General features: G+C 42.3%; 17 protein-coding genes. All 17 read left to right on the forward strand.

Annotated elements, in window-relative coordinates; translation table 11 throughout:
• Position 1 precedes the first annotated feature (1 nt).
• The 17 genes from QMO62_RS18815 (at position 2) to QMO62_RS18895 (ending at position 15720) form a co-directional block, all read left to right on the forward strand.
• Positions 2-988: a Gfo/Idh/MocA family protein gene (locus tag QMO62_RS18815; protein WP_284643231.1), complete on the forward strand. Its 987-nt coding sequence runs from the start codon at positions 2-4 to the stop codon at positions 986-988.
• Positions 988-2217 (forward strand): DegT/DnrJ/EryC1/StrS family aminotransferase, encoded by a 1230-nt coding sequence (locus tag QMO62_RS18820; RefSeq protein ID WP_284643233.1) that lies wholly within the window; start codon positions 988-990, stop codon positions 2215-2217. The genes QMO62_RS18815 and QMO62_RS18820 overlap by 1 nt, the downstream gene beginning before the upstream one ends.
• A 28-nt stretch (positions 2218-2245) precedes the next feature.
• Positions 2246-3220, forward strand: a complete 975-nt coding sequence (locus tag QMO62_RS18825) for a dTDP-glucose 4,6-dehydratase (protein ID WP_284643236.1) — start codon at positions 2246-2248, stop codon at positions 3218-3220.
• Positions 3221-3239: 19 nt separating this feature from the next.
• Positions 3240-4184 carry a methionyl-tRNA formyltransferase gene (locus QMO62_RS18830; RefSeq protein ID WP_284643238.1) on the forward strand — a complete coding sequence of 315 codons (945 nt, stop codon included), beginning with the start codon at positions 3240-3242 and terminating at the stop codon, positions 4182-4184.
• Positions 4168-5358 (forward strand): N-acetyl sugar amidotransferase, encoded by a 1191-nt coding sequence (locus tag QMO62_RS18835; RefSeq protein ID WP_284643278.1) that lies wholly within the window; start codon positions 4168-4170, stop codon positions 5356-5358. Before QMO62_RS18830 ends, QMO62_RS18835 begins: the two co-directional genes overlap by 17 nt.
• Positions 5358-5969 carry an imidazole glycerol phosphate synthase subunit HisH gene (gene hisH / locus QMO62_RS18840; protein ID WP_284643280.1) on the forward strand — a complete coding sequence of 204 codons (612 nt, stop codon included), beginning with the start codon at positions 5358-5360 and terminating at the stop codon, positions 5967-5969. Before QMO62_RS18835 ends, hisH begins: the two co-directional genes overlap by 1 nt.
• A 24-nt stretch (positions 5970-5993) precedes the next feature.
• The gene (locus QMO62_RS18845) at positions 5994-6758 is read left to right on the forward strand and encodes an AglZ/HisF2 family acetamidino modification protein (RefSeq protein ID WP_284643281.1); all 765 of its coding nucleotides are present in this window, start codon (positions 5994-5996) and stop codon (positions 6756-6758) included.
• A gap of 39 nt (positions 6759-6797) precedes the next feature.
• Entirely contained in the window at positions 6798-8099 is a 1302-nt protein-coding gene (locus QMO62_RS18850) for a nucleotide sugar dehydrogenase (RefSeq protein ID WP_284643282.1), read from the forward strand.
• A gap of 12 nt (positions 8100-8111) precedes the next feature.
• Positions 8112-9047: a Gfo/Idh/MocA family protein gene (locus tag QMO62_RS18855; RefSeq protein ID WP_284643283.1), complete on the forward strand. Its 936-nt coding sequence runs from the start codon at positions 8112-8114 to the stop codon at positions 9045-9047.
• Between the two features lie 10 nt (positions 9048-9057).
• Positions 9058-9639, forward strand: coding sequence for an acyltransferase (locus tag QMO62_RS18860; RefSeq protein WP_284643284.1), 582 nt, complete (start codon positions 9058-9060; stop codon positions 9637-9639).
• Positions 9640-9653: 14 nt separating this feature from the next.
• On the forward strand, positions 9654-10760 hold the full coding sequence (locus tag QMO62_RS18865; protein ID WP_284643285.1) for a DegT/DnrJ/EryC1/StrS family aminotransferase: 1107 nt from the start codon (positions 9654-9656) through the stop codon (positions 10758-10760).
• A 34-nt stretch (positions 10761-10794) separates the two neighbouring features.
• Positions 10795-12423: a flagellinolysin gene (locus QMO62_RS18870; protein ID WP_284643287.1), complete on the forward strand. Its 1629-nt coding sequence runs from the start codon at positions 10795-10797 to the stop codon at positions 12421-12423.
• Between the two features lie 120 nt (positions 12424-12543).
• On the forward strand, positions 12544-12951 hold the full coding sequence (locus QMO62_RS18875; protein ID WP_284643289.1) for a flagellar protein FlaG: 408 nt from the start codon (positions 12544-12546) through the stop codon (positions 12949-12951).
• A 17-nt stretch (positions 12952-12968) separates the two neighbouring features.
• Positions 12969-14486 (forward strand): flagellar filament capping protein FliD, encoded by a 1518-nt coding sequence (fliD, locus tag QMO62_RS18880; RefSeq protein WP_284643291.1) that lies wholly within the window; start codon positions 12969-12971, stop codon positions 14484-14486.
• 27 nt (positions 14487-14513) lie between these two features.
• Positions 14514-14903, forward strand: a complete 390-nt coding sequence (gene fliS, locus QMO62_RS18885; RefSeq protein ID WP_284643292.1) for a flagellar export chaperone FliS — start codon at positions 14514-14516, stop codon at positions 14901-14903.
• Positions 14896-15231 (forward strand): flagellar protein FliT, encoded by a 336-nt coding sequence (fliT, locus tag QMO62_RS18890; RefSeq protein ID WP_284643294.1) that lies wholly within the window; start codon positions 14896-14898, stop codon positions 15229-15231. The genes fliS and fliT overlap by 8 nt, the downstream gene beginning before the upstream one ends.
• A gap of 291 nt (positions 15232-15522) precedes the next feature.
• Positions 15523-15720: a cold shock domain-containing protein gene (locus QMO62_RS18895; protein WP_079914265.1), complete on the forward strand. Its 198-nt coding sequence runs from the start codon at positions 15523-15525 to the stop codon at positions 15718-15720.
• The last annotated feature ends 51 nt before the right edge of the window (positions 15721-15771 follow it).

Below are 15771 nucleotides of genomic sequence, written 5' to 3' on the forward strand. Positions count from 1 at the left end.
CATGAATATTGCACTTATCGGTTATGGCTACTGGGGACCAAATCTTGCCAGAAATATTATGGAGATCAATGCTGTCCGGTTAGTTGGCATTTGTGAAATGAATCACTCGCGACTCGAACGGGCGAAATCCTTGTATGGCGACAGGGTACCGTTATACACGGATAATTATAAAACGCTTATCTCGAATCCTCAAGTTGACGCTGTTGTTATTGCTATCCAAACAGAACCTAGCTACCAAGTAGTCAAAGATGCACTTCAGGCAGGAAAGCATTGCTTTATAGAAAAGCCTATCGCTTCCTCTGTAGAGAGAGCCGAAAATATTAAAATATTAGCGGAGCAAAAACGTTTGATCGTACATTGTGACCATATTATGGTTTTTAATCCCATTATTCGGTATATCAAAAAAATGATTGATAATGCAGAAATTGGTCAGCTCATGTATATTGATATTTCAAGAATTAATTTAGGTCCAATACGTAAAGATGTCAATGCGATGTTAGACCTTGCAGTTCATGATATTGCAGTTATTGATTATTTAACTGATGGTACTAAGCCAAATGAGCTATCAGCACTAGGGCAGGCGCTGTATGGCAAACAGGAGTCGATAACGTACCTGACTTTGAAGTATCCTGACTTTATTGCACATATTAAATCGAGTTGGGTTTCACCATTAAAGGAACGACGTACAATGATCGCTGGTTCCAAGAAAATGGTAATTTTTGATGACGTCAAAGTGACGGAAAAACTAACGATATATGACCATGGCTTCGATGTAACGAGCTACGAGGAATACGGTAATTATGAGGTAGAAACCAGGACTGGGGATATCTTCATACCGAATATTAAGTATGAAGATTCTTTAAGAAATAGTATATTGCACTTTATAGAATGTGCGCAAAAAAAAATACCCTCGTTAACTGGACCAGATCATTCTCTTAGGGTAATGAATTTACTTGAGAACGCAATGAATAACATGAGGAAGTGCTAATGATGAGAAAAGTCCCCGTAATAATTCCGCACTTTACACAGGAAGAGAAGGATGCGGTAAGTGCAGTGATAGAAAGCGGTTGGGTTGCGCAGGGCCCCAAAGTTACAGAATTTGAGAAGGCAATAGCTGCTCATGAGGGTGTTCGTCATGGTATCGCAACCACTTCTTGTACAACGGCCCTCCATCTTGCGATGGTTGCTCTGGGTGTTCAGGCCGGAATGGATGTGATAGCGCCCTCTTTCACATTCGTAGCAACAGTCAACTCAATCAAAATGACTGGTGCGGAACCTGTCCTGGTGGATGTGTGTGAGGATACGTACAATATAAATTCTGCAAACGTTCGTCAATTGATTCATAATCAATACTTTTTAATAGACGGTAAACTACAAAATAAATTGAATGGAAATATTCTTTGGGGAATTGTTGTTGTCCATCAGTTTGGGCTATGTGCCGATATGGAGGCATTCAATAACATTGCTAATGAATTCGGGATTAGTATATTAGAAGATTCAGCTTGTGCAGTAGGGGCGAAAATTGGTAATACACATCAAGGAAGCTTTGGTAACGTTTCATGCTTGAGCTTTCATCCCCGTAAATCTATTACAACGGGGGAAGGTGGAATGGTTTTAACCAATAATGATGAGATTGCAGAAAGAATGAGGATTCTTAGGAGTCATGGTGCATCTGTGTCTGCCGATCAGCGTCATAATGGAAAAGGCTTTCTATTACCCGAGTTCAATGAAGTCGGGTATAATTATCGCATGAATGACATGCAGGCCGCTTTAGGACTGGTACAAGTAAAGAAGCTTGATTGGTTGTTAGAAGAAAGAAACCGCAGAGCTTTGCTTTATAATCAATTGGTAGCCAAGAGTGCTTCCTTCCTCATTGCACCGAGGGCTCCTCAGAACTACTATCATACGTATCAATCCTACGTTTGTATGTTGGATCGTGAGAAACTAGAGATGGATACAATTGAAGCAGCTGGCGAATTTAGAAACGCATTGTTAACTCGACTTGAGGAGCAAGGTGTTTCTACAAGGCAAGGCACGCATGCGGTCCATTTGCTAGGCTATTACCGCGAAGCATATCAATACAAGCCAGAAGATTTTCCTGTCTCCTATGCATGTGATAAGTTATCTATCACATTACCCCTCTACGTTCAAATGTCTGATGAGGATCAATATCACGTTATTGATATGATTTCAAGGATGAAAGAAGAGCTGCTTTGATAAAATGAATGATGCGGAGGTACCTGCGATGGTAAAAGTATATGGAAAACACGTTTTGGTCACAGGTGGATCCGGGTTTATCGGAAGCCATCTATGTGACCTTCTATTGGAACAAGGGGCGGGAAGGGTAGTCGTGCTTGACAATTTTTTTCTGGGTAAACCGGAGAATATTCAAGATGCTTCCCGAGATGAAAGGTTTGTAGTTTATCGAGATGATGCAAGGCATTTTGGAGTGGTTCGATCCATTATAGAAAAAGAAAGAATTGATGTTGTATTTAATCTCGCTACAATCGCGTTAAACTATTCTTTTTTTAACCCATTTGATGCTTATATGGTTAATGTTGAAATAGCAAATGTATTGCTTGAGCTGATTAAATCTGGATGCTACCAAACGTTGATCCATGTTTCGTCCTCTGAGGCTTATGGTACTGCTCAATACTCCCCTATGGATGAGAACCATCCGCTTCACCCAACTACTCCGTACGCAGCTGGGAAAGCCGCGGCTGACCTCATGGTTCAGTCATTTTACAATACAGAAAATATTGATTGTACCATCATTAGACCCTTTAATAACTACGGGCCAAGACAAAATACGGAAGGGGCATTGGCTGCAATCATTCCATTAACCGCCAAGCGTATCGCTAATGGATTGCCGCCGATCATTGAGGGAGACGGGGAACAGACGAGAGACTTCATTTTTGTTAAGGATACAGTAAGAGCGCTCCTTCTGGCGTATAACAATCCCTCTTCAAGAGGGAAGATTATTAATCTCGGCTCCGGCACCGATATATCTATTAATAATCTGATCGACAGGATCTGCAATTATTTCGGATATACTGGGGAGATTGAGCGTAGAACTGAGCGAAAATCAGACGTTAGAAATTTATGTGCCTCCTCGGAGTTGGCAAGGGATATTCTAGGCTTTACACCGGAGTTTGATTTCGATACTGGATTAAGAATAACTTTGGATTGGTACTCCACTGTTTTGAGGTCATTCGGTTAGATGAGCGAGGTGGATTATAGTGAACTGCGTACTCTTCGTTGGATTTAAAATAGGATACATTGCACTTAAAACATTGCTTGAAAGCGACGCAACAATTAGTCATGTTTTTATTGAAAAGGAACATCGTCATGAAATCGAGAAGTATTATGATCTAATAACCGAGTTGTGTATGTCGCATAATATTTCCTGTTCTTATAGTAATCAAAGTACGGAATATTATTCGAAATTATCAAAAATTCAAGTAGATTACTTTTTTGTTTTTGGTTATAGAAGACTAATTAGCGAAAATATTCTCAAACTTGCCCAAAAAGCTAGTGTAGCTTGTCATTTTTCATATTTACCTCAATATCGTGGCTTTGCCCCTGTTAATTGGGCAGTCATCAATGGTGAGAGGGAATCTGGCATTACTTTCTTCCATTTGGAAGGAGAAATGGATAGCGGGGATATCGTGAATCAACGTAAATTCTATATCGGTCTTCATGAGGATATTAATGAAGTGCTGGAGAAATGCTATAGCTTATTTCGCGAGATGTTTGCGGAAATACTAGTGAAATTTAATAATGGTACAGTGGACAGGATTCCACAAAATCATGATGATGCAACGTATACATGTGCCAGATCTCCAGAAGATGGCCAAATTGATTGGAGGGAAAATGTAGAATCCATATATAACCTTATAAGGGGAGTTACGTATCCTTTTCCGGGTGCTTTTACATTTTACAATCAAAAGAAGTTGTTTATTTGGTCAGCGGAAATCATACAGTTACCAAAGTATGTAGGAGTTATCACAGGAAAAATCGTGAAGATTTTACCCGACAAAGGCGTTATTGTCTTAGTAAGTGATGGAGCATTGCTAGTAAAGGATGTTCAATTTGAAAATGAAGAAAGGTGTACGGCTGACACGGTGATAAAAAGTGTCCGAGGAAAATTTGGGGGGGATTTAGCAAATGCCGTCTACTATTAATAAAGATGGGAAGCTACTGCAGATCTGCAGCAGATGCATTTATGACGAGACTCTTTACGGTATTTCCTTTGATGAACAAGGGGTTTGCAGTTATTGTCATACCATGGATGAATTATCAGAGCAATATAAAACGGGGAAGCCGGAAGGGCGAAAGACACTCGAAAGTATCATTGAGCAAATAAAGAAGGATGGAAAAGGAAAGAAGTATGATTGCGTAATAGGTGTTTCTGGTGGTACGGACTCCTCATTCTTATTGGCTAAAGTAGTGGAATGGGGTTTAAGACCGCTCGCTGTTCATTATGATAATACTTGGAATACTGCTATTGCAACTGAGAATATTCGAAAAGTTCTCACAAAGCTAAATGTTGATTTATTCACATATGTAATAGATAACAAGGAAGCCGATGATATCTTTCTTTCTTTTATTAAAGCGGGTGTTCCTGAGCTGGATGCCGCCACTGACTTGGCATTGGCAGAGGTTATGTACCGAGCTGCCTCAAAGTTTGGGGTAAAATACGTAATTGAGGGACACTCATTCGTTACAGAGGGTATTGCACCAATTGGTAGCATGTATTTCGATGGAAAATATATAAAAACGATTCATGAAAAATTTGGGAAAGTCCCCATGAAGACTTATCCTTTGATGGATTTTGTCTCCTTCATGAAATGGACGTTAATTAAGCGAATAAGAAAAATAAGACCTTTCTGGTATATTGATTACTCTAAGGAACAGGCACGAGAGTATCTTCAAAAGGAATTTGACTGGGAGTATTATGGAGGGCATCATTTAGAAAACCGGATTACAGCAATGCAACACACATACTACAATTATCAAAAATTTGGTATTGATAATCGCAATTTAAGCTTAGCTGCCTCAGTAAGGTCAGGCCTAATGCCAAGGGATGAGGCAATTGAAACATTTTTTTTTCAGCCTCCCTATGCCGAAGAAGGTTTAGTAGCGTATTTCAAAGAGCGGATGGGACTATCCGAGCCTGAATTTGAAAAGCTTATGAATATTCCTAATAAAACGTATAGAGAGTATGAAACTTATAAGCCCATATTCGAAGCTCTAAGACCGCTATTCTACTTATTAGCGAAGGCGAGCTTAGTGCCAATGAGCTTTTACATCAAATATACATCGAAAGACCCTGCCCAGCAAAAGAGGAGCTCATGATGATTACTATCGTCAACTATGGTCTTGGTAATCTCGGTTCCGTGGCTAATATGTTCAAACGGATTGGTGTTGAAACAGTAACAACATCAGACCCCGCAATCATTGAGCAAGCTTCAAAGTTGGTGCTGCCCGGGGTTGGTCATTTCGACAAAGCAATGGAAAATATAGAACAACTCAAGCTAAGGGGAATCTTAAACTTTAAAGCCTTGGAGGAAAGGAGACCTCTATTGGGTATATGCTTGGGTATGCAGCTTTTGACAAATGGCAGTGAAGAAGGGACTTCCAAAGGGTTCGGTTGGATTGATGCTGAAACGACAAAGTTCAATTTTCCCGGTAAGACGGAATTAAAAGTACCTCATATGGGCTGGAATACGGTGCAAGTAGCTAAGCCATGTGCACTTACGGATGGATTTGCTGGGGGATTCCGCTTTTATTTTGTTCATTCTTATCACGTACAGGTTAACAACCCAGAGTATTCTATGCTAAAAACCGAATACGGTACAACATATGAATCAGGTATTCATAGAGACAATATATATGGTGTTCAATTCCATCCAGAAAAAAGCCATAAATTCGGAATGAAGCTATTAGCTAATTTCGCTGCTATGTAGACAAATAGGTAAAGGGGATCATCTATGATGTTGCGAACCCGTGTAATCCCATGTTTATTGCTGCGAGATACTGCGCTCGTTAAGACCGAGAGGTTTAACAAGTTTCAATATGTGGGCGATCCTCTTAATACTTGCCGCATCTTCAATGAGCTTGAAGTTGACGAGATGGCGATTCTTGATATTACGGCGAGCCAAGAAAAACGAGAGCCTAATTACAAGCTTCTAACTTCGTTGGTTAGTGAGTGCTTCATGCCACTTTCTTACGGAGGTGGTATTACCTCGCTACTAGACGCAGAAAAATTATTTACAACCGGCTTCGAAAAAATCATCATCAATAGCTCGCTGTATGCCAAACCGGAGCTTGTTACAGAAATAGCTAAAGTATTCGGTTCGCAAAGTATCGTAGTTTCGATTGATGTTCGTAAGAGCTTTTTTAAAGGTTATGAACTCTACTCTCACAGCGGTCATCACAGACAGAAGATACGCCTTCTGGATTGGGTAACTCATGTTGAAGGTTTAGGTGCTGGTGAAATCTTAGTAACAAGCATCGATAGAGAAGGCACATGGAGCGGTTTAGATTGCACTCTCGTGAAAATGGTCGCAGATGCTGTAAACATTCCTGTAATTGCTCATGGAGGAGCGGGAACAATTCAGCACATCGGCGAAGCTGTAAAGAATGGGAAGGCATCGGCTGTAGGTCTTGGAAGTATGGTTGTATTTCAAAATAAGGGCACGGGTGTTCTTGTTAACTTTCCGGACAAGCAGAAACTGGAGCAAGCATTACATTAATGACCATACTAAATATTTTATGAAAGCGATCTGATACCAATGAACTTAACTGAAAAGATTCAGTCTAAATCCGCAAGAATCGGGGTTATTGGTCTTGGGTATGTTGGCCTTCCGCTAGCTGTTGAGAAGGCAAAGGTGGGCTTTCAAGTCTTCGGTTTCGATGTTCAGCAAAAGCGGGTCGACTTTGTCAACCAGGGAATTAATTATATAGGTGATGTGGTTGAAGATGAGCTAAGGGTCTTGGTCAAGAATGGCCGTATACAGGCTACTACAGATTATAGTTTGATGAATGAAGTAGATGTCGTAACAATTTGTGTGCCTACACCACTCGATGACTACCAACAGCCTGATATTAGCTACGTAAGATCCTCTGCGGAGTCAATCGCACAGCATTTACGACCGGGTATGTTAGTAGTCTTAGAAAGCACAACCTATCCGGGAACAACGGAGGAGGTTGTAAAGCCGATATTGGAAAGTACGGGACTTACATGCGGCGTAGACTTCCACCTAGCGTATTCACCGGAGCGCGTGGACCCGGGAAATAAACACTTTAATACGAAGAATACACCTAAAGTGGTCGGTGGCACTACGCCAGAATGCACTGCAGTAGCCGCTGCGCTGTACGAACAAGTTCTCGAAGGAAAAGTTCATCAGGTATCGAGCCCCGCCGTAGCTGAAATGGAGAAAATCCTCGAAAATACATTCCGGAACATTAATATTGCATTAGCCAACGAAATGGCGATTCTTTGCGACCGAATGGGAATCGACGTTTGGGAAGTCATTGACGCAGCGAAAACCAAGCCTTACGGCTTCATGGCCTTCTATCCAGGCCCTGGCTTAGGTGGTCACTGTATACCAGTCGATCCATGGTATCTAACTTGGAAAGCTCGGGAATACAACTATCATACAAGATTGATTGAGATTGCCGGTGAGATCAATAACAGCATGCCGGAGTTCGTGGTGGAACGTATTGGACACCTCTTAAATGAAGAGGCGAAGCCAATTAAGCATTCGAGGGTGCTCCTACTTGGGGTAGCATACAAAAAAGATATTGATGATTATCGGGAATCTCCGATTCTGGACATAATGGAACTGCTAGAGAAAAAGGGCGCCCAAGTCCAGTTTAGTGACCCTCATATTCCTGGATTTACTTATCGCGGCAGAGGGTACGAAGGAATTGAATTAACCGAAGAGGCTGTGGCATCCGCTGATATTGTCGTCATTACAACGGATCATACAAGCTTTGATTATCATATGATTGGTCAGCAAGCTCGATTGATCTTCGATACAAGAAATGCAATGAAAAACGTGCCTGTAGCAAACAAACTTTATCGATTATAGAAGGTGTAAAGTATGAAAAAAGTAGCTGTGGTGGGGGCCGGTCAATGGGGAAAGAACTTGGTTCGCACTTTCTTTGAATTAGAGGCACTACATGCAGTTGTAGATGCAAGCGAAGCGCTTCGTGAAGAAGTAAAGCGTCAATACCCGACTATTCCTGTCTATGATGCTATTGAGGCTGTTCTTGGGGATCAAACCATTTACGGTGTGGTTATTGCAACACCAGCGTTCACTCATTATGAATTAGCTAAGGCTTGTCTATTATCAGGTAAGGATGTTTTCATCGAAAAACCGATGACGTTGTCAAGCGAGGACGGCGAGCAACTCATACGTATAGCTGAAGCCCATAATCGTATTATTATGGTAGGACACCTGCTGCTATACCAACCAGCCATTCAGGAAATGAAAAAGGTTATGGACTCGGGACGAATCGGAAGGGTTATGACTCTTCATCAACAACGTTTGAAACTGGGAAGGGTACGATCCATTGAGAATGTTCTTTGGAGCTTCGGTGTTCATGACCTAGCTGTGTTCCATTACCTGACAGGTGAAGAGCCAACAGAACTGATCACTGTAGGCCAGAATGTAATCCAACCATCGATAGAGGATGACGTCTATTTACACTTGACGTTGGCTAATGGGGTAAAGGCGCACCTGCATACGTCATGGCTTTATCCCGAAGTAGTTCGAAAGCTGACGGTGATTGGTACTGAAGGCATGCTGGTCTATGATGAAGTGGCACAGTCGGTTACCCTTCATAACAAAGGTATCCATTCAGATCTATCTAACAGGGATGCTGGAAGCGAGATTATTTTTGAAGGGGAGAACCAACCGCTCCATATCGAGTGCAGTCACTTCCTTGAGTGCATGGAAACCAGACGAATTCCGATCTCCGATGGGCGAAACGGTGTGGTGGTAGTGAAAATACTAGAACGTGCTTCTGTGAAATAAGGAGGCTTCTATGTCAGACAACGTATTTATTCATGAATCGGCATATGTAGATGAAGGTGCTCAGCTTGGCAAGGGTACGAAGATATGGCATTTCTCTCATGTAATGCCGGGTGCTCGTATTGGGGAGCGTTGTAATTTCGGGCAGAACGTATTTATAGCCAACGGGGTTGTCGTTGGGAATAATGTAAAAATCCAAAACAATGTGTCCGTGTATGAGGGCGTAATATTAGAAGATGACGTGTTTTGCGGCCCAAGTATGGTGTTTACGAATGTGAAAACTCCGCGATCCGCCTTTCCTAGAAATACAAGTGATGACTATAACATCACCCGGGTGAAGAAAGGGGCTTCCATCGGAGCAAACGCAACGGTTGTTTGCGGAGTGACGATCGGACAGTGTGCAATGGTGGCTGCGGGAGCCGTTGTTACCAAGGATGTGCCTGCATATGCTTTAGTCGCCGGATTGCCTGCTCGTCAAATGGGATGGGTTTGTGCATGTGGTGAGCGGTTGGAGTTATTGAAAAATCAGGCATCCTGCCCCCAATGTAAACAGGAGTATCAGCTCATCGACGGGCTGCTGCAAGACCGAGTGTAAAGGAGTATACGAGAATGATAAGAATTCCGATTTTTGATTCCAGCGCAGAAGTGGCAAGTATTCACGAGGAAGTTCTGGCTTCCGTGAAAGACGTTTTATTTTCCGGCCAATTTATTTTAGGTCCCAACGTAAAAGCTTTTGAAAAAGAAGCGGCAGAATATCTAGGAGTAAAATATGCATTTGGCGTCAACTCTGGAACTGATGCACTGGTCATCGGATTGCGCGCAGCTGGAATTGGCAACGGAGATCAAGTTATTACCACCCCCTTTACTTTCTTCGCCACATCGGAGGCTATACAGCAGGTGGGCGCTGATCCAATATTTGTAGATATTGACCCTATAACATTAAATATCAACATCAAAGAACTGCAGAAGGTTATCACACCTAGGACTAAAGCGATCATTCCGGTTCATTTATTCGGTCATGCTTGTGACATGGAAGAGATTCAAGCCATAGCGGCAACGCATGATTTGAAGATTATTGAGGACGTAGCCCAAGGCTTCGGAGGAGAATATAAAGGGCGGAAATTAGGAAGCATGGGTGATGTGGGTTGCTTTTCCTTTTTCCCTACAAAAAACCTGGGCACTTATGGAGATGGTGGTTTAGTTACAACGAATGATGCAGAGATTGCAAGGCTTATCGGCATGCTGCGGGCACACGGCTCTGAGAAAAAATATCACAATGAAATGTTCGGTTATAATTCGCGGTTGGATGAACTTCATGCGGCGATCTTGCGGGTGAAGCTCCCTAAGATAGATGAGTGGAATCAGAAGAGAAGAGAGATCGCTGCTGAGTACAGGCGTGAATTGTGCGAAATTCAAGACATCGTATTACCTGAAGAGAAAGAGAATGTAAAGCATGTGTACCATCAGTTTACCATTCGGGTCAAGAACGGTCATCGTGAGCCATTAAAGCAATTCTTAGCGGATAAAGGCATTGGGTCCATGGTCTATTATCCTGTACCTCTTCATCGGCTGCCGGTGTATCAAGAGGAACATTGGTCCTTTGTATTATCGGAAAAAGCTGCGGAAGAAGTACTGAGTCTTCCAATGTGGCCATTAATGTCAGCAGTCACGCAATCGGAGGTTATATCAGCGGTTAAAGCTTATTTTGGGTACTAACTATTTCTATTAAAGGGAGAGGGGGTGAAAAATAATGCGAATTGGTCATAATTTAATGGCAATGAACTCCTATCGCCAGCTGTCCTTTAATAGCTATCAAGTAGAGAATTCGATGGAGAAACTATCATCAGGGCTGCGTATTAACCGGGCTGGAGATGACGCGGCTGGTCTTGCAATCTCGGAGAAAATGCGTGCGCAAATAAGGGGTTTAGAACAAGAGAAACGTAATATCCAAGATGGTATCTCCTTGATTCAAACTGCTGAGGGAGGGATGGGGGAAGTACATTCCTTACTGCAGCGCGGCAGAGAACTATCCGTACAAGGGAAGAATGATACCCTTTCTGAAGAAGACCGTAAGCATATCCAGAGCGAAATCGACGAAATTGTTAAAGAAGTGGACCGCATCGCAAATACGACGGAGTTTAATACAATAAACCTCCTGAATGTTACCTCTAGTACTGCGAATCAGGACCAAAAGCTTGCCGTGGAAGCACTGCAGAAGTATTGGTTGAAAAACAGTGAAGATCTGATTACGACTCATTATGGTCTAACCGCTGATGGTGCGCCGCTCGACATTCAATTTATTCAAAACTCGGGAGATGGCAGAGTTGCATGGGTTCAAGGCTCTTACTATACAACGGGTACAGACGGGAGATATTTTAATCAAAAGCTCGTACTCGACATGAGTGATTTCTCGCCGATTTCGATGCCGAACGGTGGTGGTTCATGGATCTCTAATGATCGGATCATCGCTCACGAAATGACTCATGCCGTAATGGGAAGAACTACGAACATGCGCGACCTTCCTACATGGTTTGTTGAGGGTGCTGCTGAATTTATTGCGGGTGCGGATGAACGCCTTGCAGTTGATTCAAACAATGGAGCGGATTTTGCCACGCTAAAGAATGAGATTGATGCTTGGAACAGCACCAGTGCTGATTATTCGGCTGCTTATGCTGCGGTTAAATTTCTGGACGCCAAGTTGGGGGCCCCTGGTATTCGCGCTTTATTTGACGATATCAAATTAGTTAGCCTAGGTGGAGCCGGAAAATCATTAAATCAGGCCTTAAACGACCGGCTAGGGTATTCGGGCGGTGTTGCAGATTTTATTGCAGATTTTAAAGCAAATGCCACACTGGCGAATTCCGGTATTAACTTAGCCGACTCAGACACGGGGGCCATTGGTGGAGGAGACGATAATTCTACCGTTCCTGATACCGTGAATAGCGGAACTCTAACGGATCCACTTACGGGTTTTGTAGAAAATTGGCCTTCATTTAATTCCGCTACCTCTTCACCATTAAGAGTCGGACCATCAGTACATATTAGTTTATCTGACGTCAGTAGTAAGACACTAGGCATTGATATGGTTAACATCCTTAGTGCGACGGATGACAACATTTCAATGTTTGACGGAGCCATTGAATATGTATCTGGTGAGAGAGCTCGTTTAGGAGCTTATCAAAATCGGTTGGAGAAGGCCATGGAGGTTACCCTAGGTTCACATGAGAATCTCACAGCAGCCGAATCCCGAATTCGTGACGTCGATATGGCAAGTCAAATGATGACTCAAACGAAGTATTCCATTCTTTCTCAAGCCGCTCAAGCGATGCTATCCCAAGGCAATCAGTCACCGCAGGGGGTACTTCAGCTTCTTCGCTGATGATTATTACGATGAAAGAGACTTTAGTTATGGCTAGAGTCTCTTTTTTTTAATTAAACTAAAGGAACTGCTAGGGATAACCGATATATATGGTAACAAATTGATGGTGGAGGAATTGCGATGGATTTTTCTTCGATCGGAGCAAACCCGTTTCCTGTTGAGCGTCATGGGGCCGATGTGACGGCAAGAAAAATAAGGGAGGAATTACCGTTGGATCAGCAAATAGAATCTACGGTAATTCAGTCCGTTCAGACGGTAGATCAAATCAAAGAGTTAGAGATGCAAGGGGAGAAAATTGGCATCAGCGATGAAGTATTGATTAAAGCCATCGAGAAGGCCGTTAAAGCGGTTCAAGGTCCAACAACTAGTCTACAGCTATCCATACACGAGGAAACAAAGCAGGTTATGGTTAAAGTCGTGGAAAAGGACACTGGCAGACTGATCCGTGAAGTTCCCCCTGAAAAAACGTTAGATTTTATTGCGAGCATGTGGAAAACCATCGGTATTCTAGTCGATGAAAAAAGATAGAGGAAGGAGGGCGTATAATGGTACAACGGATTACAGGGTTGGCCTCGGGCATGGATATTGATAGTGTCGTTAAAGGTATGCTTACAGGGCAGCAAATGAAAGTGGACAAGCTGACGGGAAAAAAGCAGACGATAGAGTGGCAGCGCCAGGCATACTTGGATATGAACACAAAGCTTAACGAATATCGGAATAATAAGCTATATAACTTTAAGCTAGAAGGAACGTTAGCTGCCTCCAAAACGTCGATAACCGGTCCGGAAGTGATTAGTGCGAAGGCTACAGGTGATGCGGTTCCAGGGAACATCGTCGTAAAGGTCAAGAATATGGCGTCAGCAGCGAGCGCGAATAGTTCAGGTTCTGTTGTACCGGTAGATATGAGCAAGACAAATTTAAACCAGCAGTTTGGATTTAGTTTTGGGGCTTCAGATAAAATAACCATTAACGGTAAGACAGTGACCTTTGACCCGGCGACGGAGACACTAAATACTTTAATCAGTAAAATCAATAAGGAAACTAATGTATCTGCTTTCTTTGATACGTCTACGAATAAATTATCTCTTATGTCCAAGCAAACAGGATTAATTAATGGTGCTGCGGGTACGGGAGATAAAATCGTGGTTAGCGGGACTTTAGCAACAGCATTTAAGTTAGATGATGACGGAACAAATCATAAGGCAGCCAAGAATGCTGAGGTCTTCATTAATGACTTACTTACCACTCAAAAAAATAACACATTCCGTGTCAATGGCGTAGATATCACATTGAATGCGGAGAGTCCTTATTTGGGGGGAGTAGCCACAAATCCTAACAGTTACATTGGATCAACAATTTCAATTTCACGTGATACAGATAAGATTATGGAATCTATCAAGGGCTTCGTTAATGATTACAATGAGATTTTAAAAATTCTTCAAGATAAAGTAGGAGAGACCCGCTATCGTGATTTCCAACCATTAACGACCGAACAGAAGGAAAGCATGAAGGATAAAGAGGTTGAGCGTTGGGAAGAAAAGGCCAAAAGCGGGTTACTGCGCAATGATTCTGTGCTTTCCCCCCTAATAAGTGGAATGAGATTGTCAATATCCTCTAAGGTGGACAATGGTTCCAAGTATAACACATTGTCATCAATAGGAATTAAAAGTACGGATTACACCGATAACGGAAAACTGTACATCACAGACGAATCCAAACTGAGAAAGGCTCTGGAAGAGGAACCGCAAGCTGTTCTTGACTTGTTTACGGCCAATGGATCCGGCAGATCCGATCGTTCGGATATGGGGATCGCAGAGCGAATGTATGAAGATCTTAACAAAGCAATGGATCAAATCAAAAAGAAAACGGGTTTATCCTCCATACTCTTGGACGAAACGGTCCTTGGTAAACAAATGGGAACTCTCTCAAAGCAAATCAATAGAGAGAACAGCAGACTCATGGATTTGGAGACCCGATACTATAAACAATTTACCGCAATGGAAAAAGCGATATCGATGTATAATTCGCAGTCAACAAGCTTGTCAGGCTATTTCAGCAAATGATGTAATATCTAAACTGGAGGTATAGGCATGCTACAGATGCAACGCAACAAGTACTTGGAGAATTCCATTCAAACTGCCACTCCTGCCCAATTATTAATCATGCTTTGTGATGGTGCCATTCGATATTGTCGTCAAGGCATAGCAGCAATTAAAGAAAAAAACTATCAAGAAGCAAATTTCAATTTAACGAAAACCCAGGACATCATATCCGAATTTGTGATTACGTTAGATAAAGAATCCTTTCTGGCCGAAAATCTCCTTAAGCTTTACGAATACTTCAATTTTCGTTTAATTGAGGCTAATATCCAGAAGAAGGCGGAGCCTGCGGAAGAAGTTCTAGGATACCTGCTAGATCTGAAACAAACCTGGGTAGAAGCGGCTAAGGCTGTGAATAATGAACATGCGAAGCATGGATGATTTAATAACCCAATTGGAGACCATGACCAAAGGTCTTGTGGAAAGGATATCTTTGGCGGAAATGGAGGACATGGAGGAGTTTGTCACCCAACGTGATTTCTTAATTTCTCGGATTGTGTCAATCCAATTACCGTTGGAAGAACGAGCTGTGTATTTCGAACGTATTAACATGATTAGTGGCTTCGACAGCCTTATTCTAAGCAGAATGAATCAATTAAAGGTCGAGGCCCAAGCAGGGCTTCAAAAAGTGAATTTAGGTAAAGTACAACGTGGCGCATACGAGGTTGCATACACTCCGGATAGTATATTCTTCGACCGTAAAAAATGATGTGGACAGGCCCTTATTCCAAAAGGGTCTATTTTCTTTTGGGGACGACCCTGTGGACAATGTGGACAACTCTGTGTATAACTTTGCGGAAAATGTCGGAAAAGCTTGATGCAGCAAGGTTTTTGTCTGTGTATACAGTTTTCCTCAAATGTTAATACTAGAATTTTCGAAATATTTCGCTAACAGGTACAAGCCTGCATTGACAGGGTAAAAATGGGATGATATAGTCAAAATATGGAGCAAAAGAAAACGCTTCATAAAGTTATTTGACAATGAAGGGAATGTTCGTGCATGCAAGGTAAAGTGAAATGGTTCAACGCAGAAAAAGGCTACGGTTTCATCGAGCGTGAAGACGGCGGCGACGTATTCGTACACTTCTCCGCAATCCAATCCGAAGGCTTCAAGACTTTGGAAGAAGGCCAAGCGGTTGAGTTCGATATCGTAGAGGGCGCACGCGGTCCTCAAGCAGCTAACGTGATCAAGTTGTAATCATCCCGGCTTCTTTAGCCGACCGTATAGATGGTTATTAATTGAACAAAT

This window comes from Paenibacillus silviterrae, from assembly GCF_030167925.1.
Lineage (GTDB): Bacteria > Bacillota > Bacilli > Paenibacillales > NBRC-103111 > Paenibacillus_G > Paenibacillus_G silviterrae.

Coding starts and splice junctions, on each gene's coding strand:
- QMO62_RS18815 (WP_284643231.1), top strand. CDS start 2: ATGAATATTGCACTTATCGGTTATGGCTACTGGGGACCAAATCTTGCC.
- QMO62_RS18820 (WP_284643233.1), top strand. CDS start 988: ATGATGAGAAAAGTCCCCGTAATAATTCCGCACTTTACACAGGAAGAG.
- QMO62_RS18825 (WP_284643236.1), top strand. CDS start 2,246: ATGGTAAAAGTATATGGAAAACACGTTTTGGTCACAGGTGGATCCGGG.
- QMO62_RS18835 (WP_284643278.1), top strand. CDS start 4,168: ATGCCGTCTACTATTAATAAAGATGGGAAGCTACTGCAGATCTGCAGC.
- hisH (WP_284643280.1), top strand. CDS start 5,358: ATGATTACTATCGTCAACTATGGTCTTGGTAATCTCGGTTCCGTGGCT.
- QMO62_RS18845 (WP_284643281.1), top strand. CDS start 5,994: ATGATGTTGCGAACCCGTGTAATCCCATGTTTATTGCTGCGAGATACT.
- QMO62_RS18850 (WP_284643282.1), top strand. CDS start 6,798: ATGAACTTAACTGAAAAGATTCAGTCTAAATCCGCAAGAATCGGGGTT.
- QMO62_RS18855 (WP_284643283.1), top strand. CDS start 8,112: ATGAAAAAAGTAGCTGTGGTGGGGGCCGGTCAATGGGGAAAGAACTTG.
- QMO62_RS18860 (WP_284643284.1), top strand. CDS start 9,058: ATGTCAGACAACGTATTTATTCATGAATCGGCATATGTAGATGAAGGT.
- QMO62_RS18865 (WP_284643285.1), top strand. CDS start 9,654: ATGATAAGAATTCCGATTTTTGATTCCAGCGCAGAAGTGGCAAGTATT.
- QMO62_RS18870 (WP_284643287.1), top strand. CDS start 10,795: ATGCGAATTGGTCATAATTTAATGGCAATGAACTCCTATCGCCAGCTG.
- QMO62_RS18875 (WP_284643289.1), top strand. CDS start 12,544: ATGGATTTTTCTTCGATCGGAGCAAACCCGTTTCCTGTTGAGCGTCAT.
- fliD (WP_284643291.1), top strand. CDS start 12,969: ATGGTACAACGGATTACAGGGTTGGCCTCGGGCATGGATATTGATAGT.
- fliS (WP_284643292.1), top strand. CDS start 14,514: ATGCTACAGATGCAACGCAACAAGTACTTGGAGAATTCCATTCAAACT.
- fliT (WP_284643294.1), top strand. CDS start 14,896: ATGGATGATTTAATAACCCAATTGGAGACCATGACCAAAGGTCTTGTG.
- QMO62_RS18895 (WP_079914265.1), top strand. CDS start 15,523: ATGCAAGGTAAAGTGAAATGGTTCAACGCAGAAAAAGGCTACGGTTTC.